The sequence below is a fragment of the Rhodococcus sp. 114MFTsu3.1 genome, assembly GCF_000383555.1.
GTDB classification, from domain to species: Bacteria; Actinomycetota; Actinomycetes; order Mycobacteriales; family Mycobacteriaceae; genus Rhodococcoides; species Rhodococcoides fascians_E.
Window position 1 is genome coordinate 35,049 of sequence record NZ_KB911561.1, and the last position, 20,646, is coordinate 55,694.

Genomic DNA, 20,646 nt, shown 5'->3' on the forward strand with positions numbered 1-20,646 from the left:
CATGACTTATCGTCAATTCTCGAGGCGGGACATGCTCCGCGCGATGGGGCTGGCAGGCGTCGCCGCAGCGTCGGTGCCGATTCTGTCGTCCTGCGGAGTCGGAGGTGGCGTGAACGCCGTCAACGGCGCCGGCGAAGTGAGCGGGTCGTTCGATTGGAAGGCCGTGGAGGGTACGACCCTCAACATCCTGCAGACCCCGCATCCGTACCAGCAGTCGTTCCAACCGCTGCTCGCCGAGTTCGAACAGCTGACCGGCATCACCGTCAATGCGGACCTGGTGCCCGAGGCGGACTACTTCACCAAGCTCAACACCGAACTTGCCGGCGGTACCGGCAAACACGACGTCTTCATGCTGGGGGCGTACTTCATCTGGCAGTACGGCCCGCCCGGATGGCTCGAGGACTTGAACCCCTGGTTGCAGAACAGTTCGGCCACCAGCGCCGAGTACGACTTCGAGGACATCTACGAGGGTCTGCGCACGTCGACCAGCTGGGATTTCGAGCAGGGCTCACCGCTCGGTACCGGTGGTCAGTGGGCGCTGCCGTGGGGATTCGAGAACAACGTCGTTGCGTACAACAAGAAGTTCTTCGACGACAACGGCATCACCCTGCCGGACACCTTCGACAACTTCGTGCAGCTGGCCATCGACCTCACCGATCGTTCGCAGAACCGCTACGGAATCGCGACTCGCGGGTCCAAGTCGTGGGCGACGATTCACCCCGGCTTCATGACCCAGTTCACGCGTGAAGGTGCGCAGGACTACGTCTTCGAGAACGGCGAGTTGCAGGCCCGGATGAACTCGGAGAAGGCAGTTGCGTTCACCGAGAAGTGGATCGAGATGCAGCACAAGGCCGGACCGACGTCGTGGACGTCCTACGACTACCCCAACGCCACCGGTGATCTCGGTGACGGCAAAGCCATGATGGTGTTCGACGCCGACAGTGCGACCTACCCGAAGAACAAGCCGGGTGCGTCGGCACAGGCAGGCAACATCGGGTGGTACCCCGGTCCTGCAGGTCCCGACGGCAGCTACGCCACGAACCTGTGGACGTGGTCGCTGGCGATGAACTCGATGTCGAAGAACAAGCACGCAGCGTGGCTGTTCATGCAGTGGGCCACGGGCAAGGAAGCGATGTCGAAAGCTGTTCAGGGCGGGATCTACGCCGACCCGGTTCGCAAGTCCGTGTTCGACGGTGTCTTCAAGGACCAGGTCGCCGACCAAGCGGGTTATCTCGAGACGTTCGAGACCGTGATCGACCAGTCGAAGATCCAGTTCACTCCGCAGAAGAAGTTCTTCGACACCACGCAGAACTGGGCGTCGGCACTCCAGGACATCTACGGCGGCGACGATGCTCAGTCCCGGCTCGACGGACTGGCGAAAACCAACACCTCGAAGGTGAACCTGTGATGACTTTTCAGAAAGAGGTACGTCATGGCCACGCGCACTGAGCCTTCGCGTTCGACGGGCGCGCCTGTTCCGGGTTCCACGGCCAAGCCCGAGGTGCCGCGGTGGCGTCGTCGGCTGCGTCCGTATCTGTTGTCGGTTCCCGCCGTCCTGATCGTCGTCGGAATTCTGTACCCGTTCTTCGTCGGCGCGTGGTACTCGTTCCTCAACTACGCTGCCGTGAACCCGAACCCGGTGTTCGTCGGCTTCGCCAACTACGCCAGCGTTCTCGGTGACGCGCAGTTCTGGTCGAGCGTGCGCGTCACGGGCACGTTCGCAGTGGTGGCGACCATCGTGGAGACCGTCATCGGCGTGATCATCGCGCTGCTGCTCAACCGGTCGTCGATCGTCGGCCGCATCTTCGAGAAGGTGCTGATCCTTCCGCTGATGATCGCGCCGGTGATCGCCGCGGTGGTGTGGAAGCTGATGTTCAACCCGCAGTTCGGTGTGCTGAATCACGTTCTCGGACTGGGCAACACGTTCGACTGGTTGAGCAGTCAGAACGCGCTGTTCTCGGTGATCCTCGTCGACCTGTGGATCTTCACGCCGTTCGTCGCGATTCTCGTTCTCGCCGGCATCCGTTCCCTGCCGAAGGAACCGTTCGAAGCGTCCGAGGTCGACGGCGCGAGCTGGTTCTACATGTTCCGCCGGCTCATGTTGCCGATGCTGTGGCCGTACATCCTCGTCGCGGTGATCTTCCGCTTCATGGACAACCTCAAGTTCTTCGACGTGCCATGGGTTCTGACGGCCGGTGGGCCGGGTGTCGCGACCCGTTCGTTGCAGATCGGTGCGTTCGAGGACTCGATCATCAACCTCGACTACTCCCGCGGCAGCACCTACATGTTCCTGCTGTGGATCCTCGTGTTCATCACCGCGCGCTTCCTCGTGAGCGTGCTCGGCAAAGCACAGCGGCGCGCCGCTGGAGCGGAGAACTGACATCATGGCAAAGGAATTGCTTCCAGGGCAGCGCCGGTTCACCCCGGCCTCGGTCGCCGCGGACGTCGTACTGCTGGTGTGGTTCGTGTTCTCGCTGTTCCCCATCGTGTGGATGGTGTTACTGGCGCTGAAGTCCGACGCCGAGCAGACGAGCACGTACTTCTCCTTCACGCCGACGTTCGAGAACTTCGGAACCGTGCTCAGCCAACGCGGAACCGACCTCACCAGCGTCGATTTCACGTCGTCTCTGCTCACCAGCCTCATCAACTGCGGCGGCGCGGTCATCGTCTCGCTCGTCATCGGTATCCCCGCCGCCTATGCGGCGGGTCGCTGGCAGTACAAGGGCAGCAACGATCTGATGTTCCAGATGCTCTCGTTCCGATTCGCGCCCGAGCTCATGGTGATCGTGCCGCTGTTCGTCATCTACAACCAGATCGGGTTGTTCGACACCAAGGTCGGCATGATCTGGGTGCTGCAGTTGGTGACCATGCCGCTCGTCGTGTGGATCCTGCGCTCCTACTTCCAGGATCTGCCGGAGGATCTGGAACAGGCCGCGCTTCTCGACGGGTACACCCGCTCGCGGGCGTTCGTCATGGTCGCTCTTCCGTTGGTGCGTCCGGGCATCGCTGCAGCTGCATTGCTGGCCTTCATCTTCGCGTGGAACAACTACGTCTTCCCGCTCATCCTGTCCGACAGCAACGCCAGCACGGTCACCGTCGCGATCACCAAGTACCTCGGCGGTGGCGGACAGGCCTACTACAACCTCACTGCGGCGGCAGCAGTCATCGCAGCACTCCCACCGCTGATCCTGGCGCTCACCATTCAGCGCTACCTGGTTCGCGGTCTCTCGTTCGGGGCGGTGAAATCCTAGATGGCACAGCTTGCAGTCAAAGGACTCAGCAAGAAGTACGGCAAGAAGATCGGAATCGACGGACTCGATCTCGACATCGCGGACGGCGAGTTCTTCGTCATCCTCGGTCCGTCCGGGGCGGGCAAGACCACGACGCTCAAGTCCATTGCAGGACTGGTCGAGGTCGACGACGGTGCCGTCCACATCGGCGGCACGGACATGACAGCTGTGGAGCCGTACCACCGCAACGTCGCGATGGCGTTCGAGAGCTACGCGTTGTACCCGCAGAAGACCGTGTCGGAGAACCTGGCATCGCCGCTGAAGTCCGGCCGCACCGGCAAGTACACCGAAGCCGAGCAGACCGAACGCATCAAGTCCGTGACGACGACTCTCGGTATCGACCACCTGCTGAAGCGGTTTCCGCGCGAGCTGTCCAACGGTCAACGTCAGCGTGTCGCGCTCGGTCGCGTGCTGGTCCGTCCGGCCGACGTCTACCTGCTGGACGAGCCCCTCTCGCACCTCGATGCGAAGCTTCGTGCGGCCATGCGCGTCGAACTGAGGCAGTTGGGTGAGATGTCCAAGACCACCACCGTTTACGTCACCCACGATTATCAGGAAGCCCTCGCCCTAGGAGATCGCATCGCGATCCTCCGCGAGGGGCGTGTGGTCCAGGTCGATACTCCCGAGAACATCTGGCGTACACCGGCGGACACGTTCGTCGCCAAGGCCCTCGGTCAGCCCGAGATCAACCTCTACGACGCAACCGTCGACGACGGATCGCTGCGCGTGCTGGGAAGCAGCATCGAGGTGTCCGCTCCGGCAATGCTGTCGAGAGGGGATAACGCGCGCATCGGCATTCGGCCCTGCGACGTCGACGTGCTCGCGCAGGCGTCGACGCAGCCGGGGAAGGTGAACTTCGAGGGCACCGTCGTACTCGCCGAACGTCTCGGACGCGACGTCGAGGTGTCCGTCGATCTCGGCGGAACCACTCTCATCGCGTTGTCGAAGGGCGGACGTCACATCACCGAAGGTGCGACGGTGACCGTGTCGGTCGACGCGTCGGACATCCACATCTTCGACGGCACCGACGGGGCGTCGGACGTCGAAACTCGTCGCCTGGGCGCGGCAGACAGCAAGGAGCAGTAGATGACTGCCGTACACACCACGACCGTCGCGCAGAGCCTGACGCTCGACAACCTGGTCAAGACCTACTCGTCGCGTGGGCGGGAAGAATTCAAGGCCGTGAAGGGTATCGATCTCACCATCGAGCCCGGTGAACTGATTGCGCTCCTCGGCCCGTCCGGATGCGGCAAGACCACGACTCTGCGGATGATCGCGGGCCTGGAGACGGTCACGAGTGGAGAGATCCGCATCGGCGACCGGACCATCACGGACCTTCCGCCCGGAAAACGTGAGGTCGGGGTCGGATTCGAGAGTTACGCGCTGTACCCGCCGCTGTCCATTCGTGAGAACCTCGCGTACGGGTTGAAGGCGCGCAAGGTCAAGGGTGCCGACGAGCTCGTGAACTCCATCGCTCGCAGGCTCGAGATGGAGGATCTGCTCGAGCTGCGTCCAGCAGGACTGTCGAGTGGGCAGAAGCAGCGCGTCGCATTGGCGCGGGCCCTCGTTCGGAACCCTCCGGTGCTGCTCCTCGACGAGCCGCTCTCGCACCTCGATGCCTCTGCACGCCAACGGGTTCGACGCGAACTCAAGATGTTGCAGCGCGAGTTCGGGTACACCACGATCGTCGTCACCCACGACCAGGTCGAGGCGCTCAGCCTCGCGGACCGCTTGGCGGTCATGGACGGCGGAGTAATTCAGCAGTTCGGCACTCCGGACGAAGTGTTCGACGATCCGGCCAATCTGTTCGTCGCAGGGTTCGTCGGCGAGCCGCAGATCAACGTTCTCGACGGTGTCGTCCGTCGTTCGGGAACGTCCAGTGTCGTCGAAATCGGTGACGGCACACTGTCGGTGAACGTCACCGATGTCTCCGACGGCACATCCGTCAAGGTCGGTATCCGCCCGCAGGACGCGTCGATCGTCGCGGGCGTGGCCGGTGACGGGCAGATCGCGGCGTCGGTGGACTACTTCGAACACCTGATGGAGTTCGGCCAGGCGAAAATTTCCGTCGCAGGCGGCGGCGAACTTCTGGTGCAGACCCCCGCACGCGAAAGCTACCGCAGCCACGATCGATGCGCGCTCTCCGCTCCGGCCGAACGCATCTACCTGTTCGACCGCGAATCCGGTCTCAGACTCCGATAGGACCAGTCATGACAAGGCTTTTCAACGACCCAGCGTCGTTCATGGAGGACATGCTCGACGGATTCCTCGACGCCAACTCGCGGTACGTCGTCGGTGTCCCCGGCGGGGTGGTGCGCGCGACGGCAACACCCGAGGGCAAGGCCACGGTTGTCGTCGGCGGCGGGTCCGGGCACTATCCGGCGTTCTGCGGAGTGGTGGGTCGTGGGTTCGCCGACGGTGCCGTGGTGGGAAACATCTTCACCTCGCCATCGGCCGATGACGCCGCGTCGGTGGCTCGTGCAGTCGAGCGCGGCGGGGGAGTGCTGCTGACGACAGGCAACTACGCGGGCGACGTCATGAACTTCGGTCTCGCGGTGCAGAAGCTGCGAGCCGAGGGAATCGACGCTCGATACCTCGCCGTCACCGACGACATCGCCAGCGCACCGAAGGATCAGATCGCCAAGAGGCGCGGCATCGCCGGTGATTTCACGGTGTTCCGGTGCGCGTCGGCCGCTGCCGACGAGGGATACGACCTGGACGGTGTCGAGCGGGTCGGAATCGCCGCGAACGACGCCACCCGCACGCTGGGCGTGGCCTTCGACGGCTGCACGATGCCCGGTGCCCAGGACCCACTGTTCACGGTGGCGAAGGGGACGATGGATCTCGGTCTCGGTATTCACGGAGAGCCCGGGGTGTCCTCCCACGACATGCCGACGGCCGCCGAGCTTGCGGACCTGCTCGTCGATGGCGTGCTCGCCGAGAAGCCCGAAGGCAGCGGCGAGCGCATCGCGGTGATCCTCAACGGGCTCGGCCGAACCAAGTACGAGGAACTGTTCGTCGTGTGGCAGACGGTGTCACGACGATTACGCGAGCACGGATACACCGTCGTCGACCCGGAAGTGGGGGAACTCGTCACGAGCCTCGACATGGCAGGCTGCTCGCTCACCGTCATGTGGCTCGACGAGGAACTCGAGAGGTTCTGGACCGCGCCGGCGGACACTCCCGCCTATCGCAAGGGAGTTGTCGCTGCAGACACAGGGGAGCGGAGGTCGGCCGACGACGTGGCCGAGGCTGCGTCCGCGGTAATGCCGGAGTCCGACGAACATTCGCGGGAGTGCGCTCGGTTCGTGGCATCGTCCCTCGAAGCCCTGGCGGAGAGAATGGCTGCTGCGGAGGACGAACTCGGCCGCATTGACGCCGTCGCGGGAGACGGCGACCACGGCCGAGGAATGGTGAAGGGGACGGCTGCTGCACGTGAAGCCGCGGACGATGCCGTCAACCGAGACGGCGGCACCGGATCGGTGCTCGCGGCCGCAGGCTCGGCATGGGCAGCGAAAGCAGGTGGAACCTCCGGAGTGTTGTGGGGTGCCGCACTGACAGCCATCGGAAACAGACTGGGCAACAACGGCGTACCGGACGACGCGGCCGTCGCCGAAGCACTGCGAGCAGGGTACGACGCCCTGACATCCCTGGGTGGTGCATCGCTGGGAGACAAGACCATGCTCGACGCTCTCGACCCGTTCGTCGGCGCCGTCGAGAAAGCCGTGGCCGGCGGAAGTGACTGGCGGACTGCGTGGTCCGACGCAGTGAACGTGGCAGGTGACGCTGCGCAGCGCACCGCGGAACTCCGTCCGAAGGTGGGACGAGCACGTCCCCTGGCCGAGAAAAGCGTCGGGACCCCCGACGCGGGCGCGGTGTCGCTCAGCATGTGCGTCGCCACCGTCGCCGAACTCTTCACGAAGCAAGGAACGTAGATCATGAGCAAGCTGAGAATCGTCGTCGGATGCGACGACGCCGGACTGCAGTACAAGCAAGCACTGTTGGCCGATCTGGAGAAGGACGATCGAGTCGAATCGGTCGCCGACGTGGGCGTCGGAACCGACGAGCACACCGCCTACCCGCACGTGGCCGTCACCGCGGCACGCATGATCGCCGACGGGTCGGCCGACCGTGCGCTGCTGGTGTGCGGCACCGGTCTCGGAGTGGCCATCAGCGCCAACAAGGTTCCCGGTATCAGGGCCGTCACGGCACACGACAGCTTCTCGGTCGAGCGTGCCGTACTCAGCAACGATGCCCAGGTGCTGTGCATGGGCCAGCGTGTCATCGGAATCGAACTCGCGCGTCGCCTGGTAAGGGAATGGCTGGGCTACACCTTCGACCCGACATCGGCATCAGCAGCGAAGGTCGCGGCAATCGGAGAATACGAAACCGGTTCCCTCGCAACCGCGGAGGACGCAGCGAAAGCGGTGTGCGACTGAGTAGAACTGGATGCGACGGCGGGGCGGCAAACCCGCCGTCGCGCAGAGGGTCTCGAACGACCCTCAAGGATTTTTGGCAACCTATTCCTGCCGTGCGCAGCGAACCGTGGGCAGTCGGATGTAGACGACGAGACTTGGTATTTCGATCGACGCGAGCAGTGCGCAGCCGATGGTCCATTGCCCGACAGGACGCATGCTGATCGCCTCGAACAAGGTCCACAACGCTGCGCACCAGATCGGTTGGACTGCGAGGAGTCGACTGTACGGTTAGACGATTGGTGCGGCCGCCGGTGGACTCGTCCCGGTTACGAACACCCGTACAGAGCTGCCCCGGGACACCTTTCATTACTTCGGAAGTCACCGATCTCGCCTGGTCTGCCGGAATCGACGGCCACCAGACCATCGGTGTGGGTTCGACCGTGTCACGAGCGTTTCGGTCGGTGGTGCAGTGCGCGGAGGTCTACCTCATGCCTCGCTGGTTCGCAGTAGTGCAACGTCGGAGACGAGGCGGATGTGGTCGGCCATGGCTCTGCCTGCCGTGGTCGGATCCTGCGCTCGTACTGCTTCGGCGATTCGGCGGTGGCCTTCGAGCGATGCTTTCGGTCGCTCGGATTGCGACAAGGATTCGATGCGTGTTTCGCGGATCAGTTCCGCGATTTCGCCCATGAGGCGTGCGAGGAGAGGGGAATGTGCAGCGTCGGTGATAGAGCGATGAAACATCTCGTCGCCTGACACGCCGCGGTCGCCGCCGGTGATCTCGGTCGCCATCACGGACAGTGCGTGATCGATGGCAGCCATCTCCGCGTCGCTGCGACGCTGTGCGGCCAATTCCGCTAGTTTCACTTCCAGCGCTTCTCGGGCTTCGATAACCTCCGGAAGTCGGTCGGCATGCTCGCGTAGTGCACGAATTGCGATATCTCCCACCGGGCGTCGAACCAGTACTGCTCCGTCGCCATGGCGCACGGACAGAATGCCTTGAACCTCGAGAGCGACGAGTGCCTGGCTGAGGGATGCTCGACTGACGCCGAGTTGCGCAGCGAGTTCGCGTTCGGCGGGAAGTCGATCGCCGAGCTTCATGTCGCGATCGACGATGTGTGCACAGAGCTGTTCGACGATCACTTCGTACAACCGCGGCCTGGCCACCGGGCGAATTTGCTCAGCCACTGTGTCACTCGCTCTCTGTTCCTCTAGGCCTACAAGTTTAACGGACCGCTCGGTAGTAACGACGAGCACATCGAGGGTTGACAAGTGATCCACTTCACTGGTTGAGTCCTTATTGACCCAGTGGCTAGTCCAATTGGCCACTGCGCACCCGAAGCAACCGCTTCGGTGACGCCACAGATGAACCGGAGACCTCGATGTCGACCGAGCTGATTCCAATCCTTGCTCTTGTTGTCATGTTCCTTGCAGCCACGGTGTTCCCCGTCAACATGGGTGCGCTGGGCTTCGTGGCAGCGTTCTTCGTCGGTACCCTCGCCGTGGGTATGGGTACCGACGAAATCATCGGCGGATTCCCGAGCAGTTTGTTTCTGACCTTGGTCGGGATCACCTACCTGTTCGCGATAGCGCAGAACAACGGCACAGTGGACTTACTTGTCCGGGGTGCCGTACGCCTGGTCGGGGGGCGCGTCGCCCTGATTCCATGGGTGATGTTCGGCATCACCGCGGTGCTCACGTCGATCGGGGCACTCGGGCCCGCCGCGGTCGCCATCGTGGCTCCGATTGCGCTGGGATTCGCTGCCCGCTACAAGATCAACGCCCTGCTCATGGGCATGATGGTCATTCACGGAGCTCAGGCCGGCGGCTTCTCGCCGATCAGTATCTACGGAGTCACGGTCAACGGCATCGCCGCCGACGCCGGACTCACCAACAGCCCGCTGACACTGTTCCTCGGTAGCTTCATCTTCAATGCTGCAATCGGTGCCGCCCTGTTCGTGTTCCTGGGTGGTCGCTCGCTGCTCGGCCGCAGCGTGCACGACGACGACGGCACCCGTCCCGACGGCGACACAGGCGGGGTCGGCGGTGGCGCACGCCGCTCGACGGTCATGCGTGGGTTCGGATCGAGTACGCCGAAGCCTTCGGGCCAGACGGTGACGGTCGAGAACGCCCCGCCGTTGGCGACTGCGGTCAAGGCCGTCACCTTCGATCAGATTCTGACGCTCATCGGCCTGGCGTCCTTGGCGGTGCTCTCGCTGATCCTGGACCTGGATGTCGGTTTCATCTCCATGACGGTTGCGGTAGTCCTTGCTCTGGCCTCGCCGAAGGCGCAGAAAGGGGCGATCAATCAGATCAGTTGGTCGACGGTCCTCCTGATCGGCGGTGTGCTCACATTTGTCGGGGTGCTACAGAAAGCCGGAACGGTCGGGTATGTCGGTGACGCGGTAGCGGGAATCGGAGTACCTCTCCTCGTCGCGTTGCTTCTGTGCTACATCGGTGCCATTGTTTCCGCGTTCGCCTCCTCGACCGCGATTCTCGGTGTCACCATTCCGCTCGCGGTCCCATTCCTGCTCGCCGGCGAAGTAGGCGCCGTGGGAGTCATTGTTGCACTTGCCATTTCCTCGACAATCGTCGATGTCAGCCCATTCTCGACCAACGGAGCTCTTGTCCTGGCCAACGCACAAGGCATCGACAAGGACGTGTTCTACAAACAGATCCTGAAGTACAGCGCCCTCGTTGTGGTACTCGGTCCGATCATTGCCTGGGGACTGCTGGTAGTGCCCGGTTGGCTGTAGCGGCCTCCGCAGTGTGTCGCGACCTACCGAAAGCGTCGCGGACACATTCTTGACATCCATTCGCATCGCTGGTCCAATTAAATTGGCTAGGCCACTGGGCCACTAGGCCAAGGTTACCTCTCGCTCTCGCACCCGGAAGAAGTTGATTTCGATGCCGCTCAACACGACAGGCAGAACCGGACCACTCGAAGGAACGGTGGTCATCGATCTGACGCGCGCCCTTGCCGGACCGCACGCGTCGATGATGCTGGGGGACCTCGGCGCCGACATCGTCAAGGTCGAAACGCCGAAAGGCGGCGACGACACCCGAGGTTGGGGCCCACCGTTCGTCGCCCCGGAGGGCGTGGATCGCGAGTCGACGTACTTCTTGTCGGCCAACCGGAACAAGAGATCGATCGCCCTCGATCTCAAGACCGACGACGGCCGAGAGGCATTGCACGACATGATCGAGCAGGCCGACGTGCTGCTGGAAAACTTCCGGACCGGCGTACTGGACCGGCTCGGATTCTCGCCCGCTCGTTTGGCCGAAATCAACCCCGGTCTCGTGGTGCTCTCGATCACCGGATTCGGGCACGACGGCCCAGAAGGCGGGCGTTCGGGGTACGACCAGATCGCGCAAGGTGAGGCGGGTCTGATGTCGTTGACCGGCTCCGGACCCGACGATCTCCAGCGGGTCGGAATCCCGATCGCCGATCTCCTCGCCGGCATGTACGGAGCCTTCGGTGTTCTCGCAGCACTTCGCGAGCGTGATCGCACCGGACGCGGCAAGGTGGTACGAACCTCGTTGCTGGCCAGCATCGTAGGTGTGCACGCCTTTCAGGGGACGAAATGGACCGTTGCGGGCGAGGTAGGTCAGGCGCAGGGGAATCATCACCCGTCCATCTGTCCCTACGGCCTCTTTCCCACCGCGGACGGTGCAGTTCAGATTTCAGTAGGCAGCGAAGGACTGTGGCACCGGTTCTGCGACGGCTTCGGCATCGACCCTGATCTGGAAGGCATGGCAACCAACCCACAGCGCGTCGAGTCGCGTCTCGAGGTCATCGAACTGGTATCGAAGATCTTCGGAACCTACGAGACCGAACCTCTGTTGAAGTTTCTCGACGAGATCGGTGTTCCCGCAGGAAAAGTACGCAACCTGCAGGAAGTCTACGAGTGGGAGCAGACCAAATCTCAAGGTCTGCTGGTCGACGTCCAACACGAAACGCTGGGAACCGTCACGCTCCCCGGACCACCCCTGCGCTTCTTCGAATCAGACGGCACCGAGGTCACCGAAACCCGCCACCTTGCCCCGCCGGTCCTCGGTGCCGACGACGAACTCGTCCGAGCATGGCTGAAAGAAGCGATCCGATGACCAGAATGACAGCGCACGAACTGCTGGACATCGTCGTCGACACAGACAGTTTCGACTCATGGGATACACCTGCCGTCGAGTACGTCGTCGACGAGACGTACGCCGAGGAATTGGCAGCGGCCCGCGAAAAGACCGGGCTCGATGAATCCGTCATCACAGGATCCGCCACTATCCGGGGCCGCAGAGTCGCCATTCTGGTGTGCGAATTCTCGTTCCTGGCGGGTTCGATCGGTGTGGCTGCGGGCGAGCGGCTCGTGACTGCAGTGCACCGGGCCACTGCGGAGCGGCTACCGCTTCTCGCGCTTCCGACATCGGGTGGGACGCGGATGCAGGAGGGCACCGTGGCGTTCCTGCAAATGGTGAAGATAACTGCGTCCATCACCGCACACAAGGCCGCTCACCTGCCCTACATCGTCTACTTGAGAAATCCCACCACGGGAGGGGTTTTCGCGTCCTGGGGTTCCCTCGGTCACGTCACCGTCGCCGAACCAGGTGCCCTGATCGGTTTTCTCGGGCCACGCGTCTACGAGGCGCTCTACGATGCCGAGTTCCCCGCGGGCGTGCAGACCTCGGAAAACCTACAGGCACACGGTCTCGTCGACGCGATCCGAGCGCCCGAGCAACTCGCCGAAATAGTCGATCGTGCACTGCGCATCATTTCCGACCCGCCCTCCTGCCGTGCGCGCACTTCCCATACGTCGGAATGGAAAATCGACGACGTACCGGCATGGACGTCCGTACTCGCATCGCGTAGGACGGACCGCCCGGGAGTTCGCGAACTTTTGTTCAACACCGCAGCGGACGTGTTGCCGCTCAATGGAACCGGTCAGGGTGAAGCCGACCCCGGGTTGATTCTCGCGCTGGTACGTTTCGGTGACATGCCGTGCGTCCTGCTCGGTCAGGATCGTCGGACCCAAACGGCGACGACGCCGCTCGGTCCTGCGGCTCTGCGCGAGGCGCGACGCGGTATGCGACTTGCGCAGGATCTGGAACTCCCACTTGTCACGGTGATCGACACCGCGGGGGCGGCTCTGTCCAAGGAGGCGGAGGAAGGCGGATTGGCCGGTGAAATAGCCAGGTGCATAGCCGATATGGTCGATCTGGACACCCCGACCGTCTCGTTGCTTCTGGGCCAGGGGACCGGCGGAGGGGCTCTTGCGCTCGTGCCGGCCGACCGCGTGCTGGCGGCCCAACACGCATGGCTTTCGCCGTTGCCTCCGGAGGGGGCAAGCGCAATAGTTCACCGCGACATCGCGCACGCCGCTGACATGGCGACCAAGCAAGGAGTGCGATCACTGGATCTGTTCGACGCGGGAATCGTCGACCTCGTCATTCCCGAATTGCCGGATGCCGCAGAAGAATCGCAACAATTCTGCGATCGAGTCGGGGTCGCTCTTCATCGCGAACTCGCCGACCTGGTCGGGCAAGACCCGGAGATGCGGCGCATCACGCGAGAAAAACGGTTCAACCGAATCGGCTGCACGTCGGCAACTACCTGAACATGCTCGACCCGATCCTCCTCAGAACGTTCCTCGCAGTCGAACGTACAGGCTCGTTCACGGCTGCGGCCGACACCCTCGGTCTGCGTCAGTCGACGGTCAGCGGTCATGTAGCTCGGCTGGAACACGCAACGAGGCAAACCTTGTTTCTTCGGTCTTCCGGACGGAGAACAAGGGTGACGACGACGGCCGCGGGTGGTGTCCTGACCGAACATGCAGGACGGATACTCGCGGCGCACGAGGCAGCAACCACCTTCTTTTCCGCACCTCGTGCGTCCGGCAGTGTTCGATTCGGGACAACCGAGGATCTACTGGCGGGGCCTGTTCCGGTGGTGCTTCGCAACTTCGGACAAGAACACCCCGATGTCACGCTGGAACTCGTGGTCGACGACGACGCCCAGCAACTCCGGCGTCGTCTCGGCACGCACGACATCGACTCCGCACTGATGGCTTGTCGACCTGCAAGTTCCGCCGGCACCGTCGTCGGTCACGACCGACTCGTATGGGCTCGGGCTCCTCACTCGAGATGTCCTTCCCGCTCCCGCGAGTCCGTCGTCGTCTATCTCCCACCCACTTGGGTCCGCGACGCGGCAATCGAGGTGCTGAATCTCGGCGGCTACGGCTATCGAACACCGACCGAGGTGTGCTCGCGCCGCGAGGCACACCTGGCGTCACTCGCGGGCGTGGGGTACAGCGTGTACGCGTCCACGTCGATTCCTGGTGGTCTGGAAGAAGCCACTCGCCTTCCCGAGCTTCCCTCGGTCGATTTCGTCGTCGAACACTCCGGGCCCGCCGACGCCCCGACAACCGCGCTGAACGATTACATCGAACGACACTTTCGTTGGGAGTTGCCCCGGAATCGCGGTACCTACGTGTAGGGGGATACCGACCATGCGGACTACCGAGGGCGTTGTTTCGGAATCGATCGGCCCGATAGCCTCGATACAGGCTCCAGCCTGCACGGACGTTACGTTCGATTGTCCTGAAGTCACCGTGTGATGGAGTGCGAATATCAAGCGTTCCCCAGGCCAACCCTGCACGGTCGTTGGGCTAGCTCCGCGAGAATTCGGATGCTCGCTGGATTTGCTCGTTCGTCGGCCGGATGCCGGTGTAGAGGACGAATTGCTCGGCGGCTTGAAGTGCGATGACCTCGGCGCCGGTGATGACGGGCTTGCCTGCGGCCCGGGCTTTTACGATCAACGGCGTTTCCGACGGCATGGCGACTACGTCGAACACTGCGTGGGCGCCGTGGATCTGCTCGTCGGAGTAGGGGGAGGCATCGGCGTCGGGGCCGCCCGCCATTCCGACGGGGGTGACGTTGACGAGCAGGTCGGCCTGGACGGTGCGGGCCGACCACTCGTATCCGTAGGCGGCGGCCAGAGCCGGACCGGTGACTTCGTTGCGGGCGACGACGGTGCCTCGGGTGAATCCCGAATCACGAAGTGCTGCAACGACGGCTTTGGCCATTCCTCCGCTACCGGTCACCGAAACCGTGTAGTCGGTGGAGAAGCCTGATGACGCAAGCAGATTCGCGACTGCCTGATAATCGGTGTTGTACGCGTGCAGTACGCCGTTCTCGTTGACGATGGTGTTGACAGATTCGATGGCGCTCGCGGAATCGTGCATCACGTCGATCGATGCGATGACGTCTTCCTTGAACGGCATCGAGATTGCGCACCCGCGGATTCCGAGAGCGCGGACGCCTCCGATCGCGGCAGCGAGAGCCGTCGTCGTGAAGGCCTTGTAGACGAAGTTCAGATCGAGTTCGTCGTAGAGGTAGTTGTGGAAACGGGTACCGATGTTGCTCGGGCGACCGGAGAGCGACATGCACAGTTGTGTTTCACGGTCGAGGAAGCTGCGCGAGGACATCGTTCGGACTTTACTCTCAGCAGTTCTGCGCCACCGACGAGAGCGCGCGCTGGTCCGCCTGTGTGATCGGCAGCGCGTACTGCGCCGCGACGGACAGATACTTGCCCGCGTAGAAGCATCGGTACGCGGCGTTGGGTGGTAGCCACTGCGCTGGAGTGGAGTCGCTCTTCGACTGATTGTCGGGCCCGTTCACGGCAAGGAGGTTGAAGTCGATGTCGTTGGCGAACTGGACTCGCTTGTCCGGTGTCCATGCGTTCGCGCCCATGTCCCAGGCCGCGGACAGTGGGTAGACGTGGTCGATCTGGATCTTGCCTGCGTCGGCCTTGACGAATTCGACGGACTCACCGGAGTACGGGTCCGCGAGAACCCCCGACGTGACCACGCAGTTCCGAGTCCCGTCGCGGAACGTCACCTCGGTGAGGGAACGCGCCAGGACGTTGTCGCGGGTACCGCAGCCGTCGTGACCGCCGGGCCCGTCGTAATCGTCGGTCCACGCCGGACCGAACACGCAGCCCTCCCCGCTTTTGCAGCCCCGCTCGTATCCCGGGTTGTCGGGCCTGTCCGCGACCACCTGAACCCGTGCAAGTAGATCCTCGATCTGCACTCGTGTGGGACTACCCGGCGCCGGGGGAGGCGGCGAGAAACCTGGAATCGACGCTCTGTCGCAGGACCCGAATGCAGTCATGGCCAGAGCGGCCACCAGCAACAGCAGCGCCACACGCAGCTTCTTCACACACGCCCAATCGTCGTACTCGGTCTATCCGGACACGATTGTGCCGCACCCCACCGACAGTGATTGCTCAGCCGACTTCGATGATCACCTTGCCGGTTGCGTGGCCGCTCTCCACCGTCGCGAGCGCTTCACCTGCCCGCTCGAGCGGGAAGGTCTGGTCGATCCGAGGTGTCAGCACACCGGTGGCCACCAGGTCGGCCACGGCCTCGTACGCCTCCGTGGTTCGCCTGCGGTGCACGCCCGACCCGCCCAGGGACGTCGCGAGCACGGGATCCGCGACGCTGACGACAGGTGCGTCGGGCTTGGTCAGCGATACCGCCGATTTCAATGTGTCCCCGCCGACGAGATCGAAGATGCCGTCCACCACGGTGTCCACGGCGTCGGCGAAGTGCTCGCCGGAGGGGACGAAACGAGCCCCGAGGCCGGACACCCACTCCTGCTTGCCCGTGCCGGCCACGCCGATCGTGTTCAGACCGCGCGCCTTGGCTATCTGCAGCACGGCGGAACCGACCCCGCCGCCCGCGCCGAGTACCAGCAACGTCGAACCGCTCGCGAGGCCCAGCTGGTCGACACCGTCGTAGGCCGTACCTGCCGCAACCGGCAGCGTGGCGGCGGCGGCGAACGTCACGGCATCGGGCTTGTGTGCGGCGCTGGACGCGTTCAGCACCGTGTACTGCGCGTACCCGCCGTGACCGGCCGCGGTGGATCCGAACACTCGATCGCCCACCGAGAAACCGTCCACATGGGTACCGACCTGAACCACCGTGCCGGACACCTCACGGCCGAGAACTGCCGGTAGGGACGTTTGTACGGTGTCCTTGCGGTTGCCGGCCCGCACCTTCCAATCGGCAGGGTTCACCCCGGCTGCATGCACCGCTACCAGCACCTGTCCCTGTCCGGGGTCTGGAATCGGCACGTCGAGGAAATACTCGGTTTCGGGACCTCCGTACTCACTGAACCCATAAGCGATCATTCATCCACTGTGCCAAATGTCCGGTAGTCGGTGGGCGAGGTGTGCAATTTCTCGCCCGTCGGCGTCGCACGGACCCCGCGCACGGTGCGGCAACCGGCACACCACGCCCATCCGTGACCGAGCACCCTGGTTGGATGGACGAGTGCTTCACGGTCTCTGGTCTCCCGGCAGCGGGTTGGCGCTGTGGGACGACGAGGTCACCACCGGTACGGAGCCCGCTCTACCTGCCGCGCTCGCGCAGGTACTCGGCAGACCGTTTCGTCACCGAGTCGAGGTCACGTTCCCGCCGACCGACGGGGGGCGGCCCCCGACGGCCAGCGTTCCCGCGATCGCGCTCGTGCCGTTCAATGCAGCCGACCTGCTGCTCAGGATCACGCCGCATCCGCTGATCGCAGGTGATCTGCAGTATCTGGCGCACGTCGCGCACGGCATCGAGCGGTGGGCGCGCGCAGGCAGAGTCGTACCCTCGCTCGTCCGACTGGAAGGGACGTGGTGGCCGAGGTGGCGTCTGGTGGGCGGGGAGCGCCAACGGGCCTGGGCCAGCGAACTCGCCGCGGCCATGCCGTCCGTGCAGCGTGCGGCACACAGACCCAAGGCAATCCTGGACGACATGCTGGCCGAGCTGACCGATCCCATCGTCAGGTCGGTGCTGGGCAGACCCTATCCGGAACACCCGCTGCTGTCGGCCCTCGTTCTGGACGACCCCTACGTGGAAGGCACTCAGCAGGCGTCGACTCTGCTGGAGAAGTGGCGGGAAGCCCTCACCGTCGACGAGCCGTCGCTGGTACTGCGATTGCTCGAACCCACCGACGACGAGCCCGAAGATTCTGCGGATTTCGGCGAAGCGTTCTGGACCTTGCAGGTGTGTCTGCGCGCCGACGGTGAAGCGCCCGTGCCGGTTCCGATGAACCGCCGCGTCGACGCGACCCTGCTCTCCACAGCCGTGCGCAAGCTCGGCGAGGCCGTGGCGGCGTACCCGCGGCTGCGGGATCTGCCGTCGGAGGACGGCACGCTGGATCTCCTGCTGCCCACGTCGGTGGTGATCGATCTTGTCGAGCACGGTGCGACGGCACTGCAGGCGACAGGAACGACGGTGCTGCTGCCCCGGGCATGGACGCGGCTGGATCCGTCGATGCGCTTGCGGGTGGAATCACCCGCGGTGACCAAGGCCGCCGCCGACCGAGCCGTCGGCATGGAGGAACTGGTCTCCTACGACTGGCAACTTCAGCTCGGCGACATGGTCCTCACCGAGGCCGAGATGAATCGCCTGGCCGTGTCCAAGGGTGACCTGGTGCGTCTGCGCGGGCAGTGGGTGCTCGCCGACGGTGGTCAACTCGCCCGCGCCGCCAAATACGTCGCCGAGCACCACGGCGACGGGACCCCGCTCGGCAAGCTGATGCGCGAGATGACCCTTGCCGATCCGCCTCCGGCGTCCGTTCAGGACATCCGGGCGACGGGATGGGCGAAGGCGCTGCTCGAGCCGGGAGCGAGCCCGGAGCCGATTCCGCTTCCACCGGGCGTGAACGCAACCCTGCGGCCGTACCAGCAGCGTGGTGTGGAGTGGCTGGCGTTCATGAGCAGGCTGGGACTCGGAGCGGTACTCGCCGACGACATGGGGCTCGGCAAGACTCTGCAGGTCCTCACCTTGCTCGCGCACGAACGGAGTACGACGCCGACGCTTCTGGTGGCGCCGATGTCGGTCGTCGGAAACTGGCAGCGCGAAGCCGCGAAGTTCACCCCCGGCCTACGCGTGATGGTTCACCACGGTGCGGCGCGGTTGAGCGGTGACGAACTTCGAGACGCCATTTCCGCGCACGATCTCGTCGTGACGACGTATGCACTGATGGCGCGCGATCGGGCGCAGTTGGCGGAGCGGACGTGGCGTCGGGTCGTGCTCGACGAAGCGCAGCACATCAAGAACTCGGGTACGGGGCAGGCGAAGGCGGCTCTCGCCATTCCGGCCGAGCACAAGATCGCCCTCACCGGAACGCCCGTCGAGAACCGACTGGACGAGCTCCGCTCGATCCTCGACTTCGCCAACCCTGGAATGCTGGGCAGACCAACGGATTTCCGCAAGCGCTTCTCCGTTCCCATCGAACGCGAGAAAGACGAGAACGCGGTGACACGCCTGCGCGCCATCACCTCTCCGTTCATTCTCCGACGGGTCAAGACCGATCCCGCCGTCATCTCCGATCTTCCGGAGAAAAACGAGATGACGGTGCGCTCGAACCTCACCGCCGAGCAGGCGGGCCTGTACAAGGCCGTCGTCGACGAGATGATGGCCCAGATCGCCGACGCCAAGGGAATGAAGCGCAAGGGCGCCGTGCTGTCTGCGCTGACGAGGCTGAAACAGGTGTGCAACCATCCAGCGCACTTCCTGTCGGACGGCTCGCCGGTGCTCAAGCGCGGGCACCATCGCTCCGGAAAGATCGGCCTCGTCGAGGACATGCTCGATTCGATCCTCGGGGAGAACGAGAAAGCGTTGCTGTTCACGCAGTTTCGGGAGTTCGGCGACATCGTCGCGCCGTACTTCGCGGAAAGGTTCGGCACCGACGTGCCGTTCCTGCACGGCGGCGTCACCAAATCGAAGCGTGATGCGATGGTGGAGGCCTTCCAGGCCGACGGCGGCCCACCGATCATGATGCTCTCGCTCAAGGCAGGTGGAACCGGGCTGAACCTCACCGCAGCCAACCACGTCGTGCACCTCGACCGCTGGTGGAATCCGGCGGTCGAGAACCAAGCGACCGACCGCGCCTTCCGGATCGGCCAGCGCAAGAATGTCTCGGTGCAGAAGCTGCTCTGCGTCGGAACGGTCGAGGAGCGCATCGATTCGATGTTGCACTCCAAACAAGACCTCGCGAATCTCGCCGTCGGCACCGGCGAGAACTGGGTGACCGAGATGGATACCGCAGAACTGCACGAACTGTTTCGTCTCAGCGAAGACGCGGTAGGTGAGTGATGGTCGACTTCAGTCAGTACGGCAAGCGTCGGAAAGCCAAGGGCGGCATCGAGTCCCGCAACAAGCGCGGCGCATTCGGCCAGACCTGGTGGGGGAGGCACTTCGTCACCGCCATGGAGGACCTGGCCGATCCGGGCAGAATCGCCCGTGGCCGGACGTACGCGCGACAGGGGCAGGTGCTCAATCTCGGTGTCGAACGCGGCCAGATCTATGGCGAGGTTCAGGGCAGCCAGCTGGAACCGTTCTCGGCGTCGATCACCGTCGATCCGCTGACCGACGGTCAGATCTCGGCGCTGATGAGCCGCGTCGCATCCAACCCAGGAATGTTGGCCGAACTGGCGTCCAACTCGATCCCACAGGCACTGGCGTCGATTCTTCTTCCGCACGACCGCGGTCAGCTGGACTTCGACTGCACCTGCCCCGACGACGGTTGGCCGTGCAAGCATGCGGCTGCGTTGATGTACATCGCCGCCGAACACGTCGATGCGTCCGCCGCGACAATTCTGACGCTCCGCGGCGTCGATTTGGATCAACTGATCGAGGGCGTCGGTGACGGCGACGACGAACTCGATTCCGGCGACTGGTTCGGGGACGACGCCAGACTGCCGGCTCTTCCGAAACCGACGTCGGCGCCGGCGATGGACGACCTGGACCCGCTGATCCTGCGCAAGGTCTTCCGAGCCGACGGGTCCAACGAGGCCGAGGTCAGCCGGGCTGTTGCCGAGCTGCGGGCGTTGTACGACCGGCTCTGACCCGCTCACGTGCTGGACATACATGGAAGTCCGACTATAGGATGAGCAC

17 protein-coding genes are annotated in these 20,646 nt (G+C 63.9%); 13 read left to right on the forward strand and 4 right to left on the reverse strand.

Going from position 1 to position 20,646, the window contains the following annotated elements; genetic code table 11:
- Nucleotides 1-31 precede the first annotated feature (31 nt).
- The 7 genes from H292_RS0124415 to H292_RS0124445 are packed head-to-tail and all read left to right on the forward strand — an operon-like array spanning nucleotide 32 to nucleotide 7,729.
- Nucleotides 32-1,408 carry an ABC transporter substrate-binding protein gene (locus tag H292_RS0124415; protein ID WP_020113133.1) on the forward strand — a complete coding sequence of 459 codons (1,377 nt, stop codon included), beginning with the start codon at nucleotides 32-34 and terminating at the stop codon, nucleotides 1,406-1,408.
- Nucleotides 1,409-1,432: 24 nt separating this feature from the next.
- Nucleotides 1,433-2,380 carry a carbohydrate ABC transporter permease gene (locus H292_RS0124420; RefSeq protein WP_019667188.1) on the forward strand — a complete coding sequence of 316 codons (948 nt, stop codon included), beginning with the start codon at nucleotides 1,433-1,435 and terminating at the stop codon, nucleotides 2,378-2,380.
- 4 nt (nucleotides 2,381-2,384) lie between these two features.
- Nucleotides 2,385-3,251 carry a carbohydrate ABC transporter permease gene (locus H292_RS0124425; RefSeq protein WP_019667189.1) on the forward strand — a complete coding sequence of 289 codons (867 nt, stop codon included), beginning with the start codon at nucleotides 2,385-2,387 and terminating at the stop codon, nucleotides 3,249-3,251.
- Nucleotides 3,252-4,376 carry an ABC transporter ATP-binding protein gene (locus H292_RS0124430; RefSeq protein WP_019667190.1) on the forward strand — a complete coding sequence of 375 codons (1,125 nt, stop codon included), beginning with the start codon at nucleotides 3,252-3,254 and terminating at the stop codon, nucleotides 4,374-4,376.
- Nucleotides 4,377-5,492: an ABC transporter ATP-binding protein gene (locus H292_RS0124435; RefSeq protein ID WP_019667191.1), complete on the forward strand. Its 1,116-nt coding sequence runs from the start codon at nucleotides 4,377-4,379 to the stop codon at nucleotides 5,490-5,492.
- An 8-nt stretch (nucleotides 5,493-5,500) separates the two neighbouring features.
- On the forward strand, nucleotides 5,501-7,225 hold the full coding sequence (locus H292_RS0124440; RefSeq protein ID WP_027499060.1) for a dihydroxyacetone kinase family protein: 1,725 nt from the start codon (nucleotides 5,501-5,503) through the stop codon (nucleotides 7,223-7,225).
- A 3-nt stretch (nucleotides 7,226-7,228) separates the two neighbouring features.
- The gene (locus tag H292_RS0124445; protein ID WP_020113135.1) at nucleotides 7,229-7,729 is read left to right on the forward strand and encodes a ribose-5-phosphate isomerase; all 501 of its coding nucleotides are present in this window, start codon (nucleotides 7,229-7,231) and stop codon (nucleotides 7,727-7,729) included.
- 465 nt (nucleotides 7,730-8,194) lie between these two features.
- Here the strand turns inward: H292_RS0124445 and H292_RS0124455 are convergent, their stop codons facing one another.
- The gene (locus tag H292_RS0124455; RefSeq protein WP_027499061.1) at nucleotides 8,195-8,893 is read right to left on the reverse strand and encodes a FadR/GntR family transcriptional regulator; all 699 of its coding nucleotides are present in this window, start codon (nucleotides 8,891-8,893) and stop codon (nucleotides 8,195-8,197) included.
- 194 nt (nucleotides 8,894-9,087) lie between these two features.
- Here H292_RS0124455 and H292_RS0124460 point away from each other — a divergent pair, with 194 nt between their 5' ends.
- From H292_RS0124460 to H292_RS27505, 4 genes are all read left to right on the forward strand, one after another.
- Complete coding sequence (locus tag H292_RS0124460; RefSeq protein ID WP_020113138.1) at nucleotides 9,088-10,461, forward strand: SLC13 family permease; 1,374 nt, start codon at nucleotides 9,088-9,090, stop codon at nucleotides 10,459-10,461.
- Between the two features lie 151 nt (nucleotides 10,462-10,612).
- Complete coding sequence (locus H292_RS0124465) at nucleotides 10,613-11,812, forward strand: CaiB/BaiF CoA transferase family protein (protein WP_020113139.1); 1,200 nt, start codon at nucleotides 10,613-10,615, stop codon at nucleotides 11,810-11,812.
- Nucleotides 11,809-13,311 (forward strand): carboxyl transferase domain-containing protein, encoded by a 1,503-nt coding sequence (locus H292_RS0124470; RefSeq protein WP_020113140.1) that lies wholly within the window; start codon nucleotides 11,809-11,811, stop codon nucleotides 13,309-13,311. Before H292_RS0124465 ends, H292_RS0124470 begins: the two co-directional genes overlap by 4 nt.
- 2 nt (nucleotides 13,312-13,313) lie before the next feature.
- Nucleotides 13,314-14,189 carry a LysR family transcriptional regulator gene (locus H292_RS27505; protein WP_020113141.1) on the forward strand — a complete coding sequence of 292 codons (876 nt, stop codon included), beginning with the start codon at nucleotides 13,314-13,316 and terminating at the stop codon, nucleotides 14,187-14,189.
- A gap of 172 nt (nucleotides 14,190-14,361) precedes the next feature.
- On the opposite strand, the gene H292_RS0124480 is transcribed toward H292_RS27505, so the two are convergent.
- The 3 genes from H292_RS0124480 to H292_RS0124490 form a co-directional block, all read right to left on the reverse strand.
- Complete coding sequence (locus tag H292_RS0124480; RefSeq protein WP_020113142.1) at nucleotides 14,362-15,180, reverse strand: shikimate 5-dehydrogenase; 819 nt, start codon at nucleotides 15,178-15,180, stop codon at nucleotides 14,362-14,364.
- A 16-nt stretch (nucleotides 15,181-15,196) separates the two neighbouring features.
- Nucleotides 15,197-15,865, reverse strand: coding sequence for an HNH endonuclease family protein (locus tag H292_RS0124485; protein ID WP_037140428.1), 669 nt, complete (start codon nucleotides 15,863-15,865; stop codon nucleotides 15,197-15,199).
- Nucleotides 15,866-15,980: 115 nt separating this feature from the next.
- Entirely contained in the window at nucleotides 15,981-16,886 is a 906-nt protein-coding gene (locus H292_RS0124490; protein ID WP_020113144.1) for an NADP-dependent oxidoreductase, read from the reverse strand.
- Between the two features lie 142 nt (nucleotides 16,887-17,028).
- Here H292_RS0124490 and H292_RS0124495 point away from each other — a divergent pair, with 142 nt between their 5' ends.
- Entirely contained in the window at nucleotides 17,029-19,845 is a 2,817-nt protein-coding gene (locus tag H292_RS0124495) for a DEAD/DEAH box helicase (RefSeq protein WP_020113145.1), read from the forward strand.
- Nucleotides 19,845-20,597 carry an SWIM zinc finger family protein gene (locus tag H292_RS0124500; protein WP_020113146.1) on the forward strand — a complete coding sequence of 251 codons (753 nt, stop codon included), beginning with the start codon at nucleotides 19,845-19,847 and terminating at the stop codon, nucleotides 20,595-20,597. Before H292_RS0124495 ends, H292_RS0124500 begins: the two co-directional genes overlap by 1 nt.
- The last annotated feature ends 49 nt before the right edge of the window (nucleotides 20,598-20,646 follow it).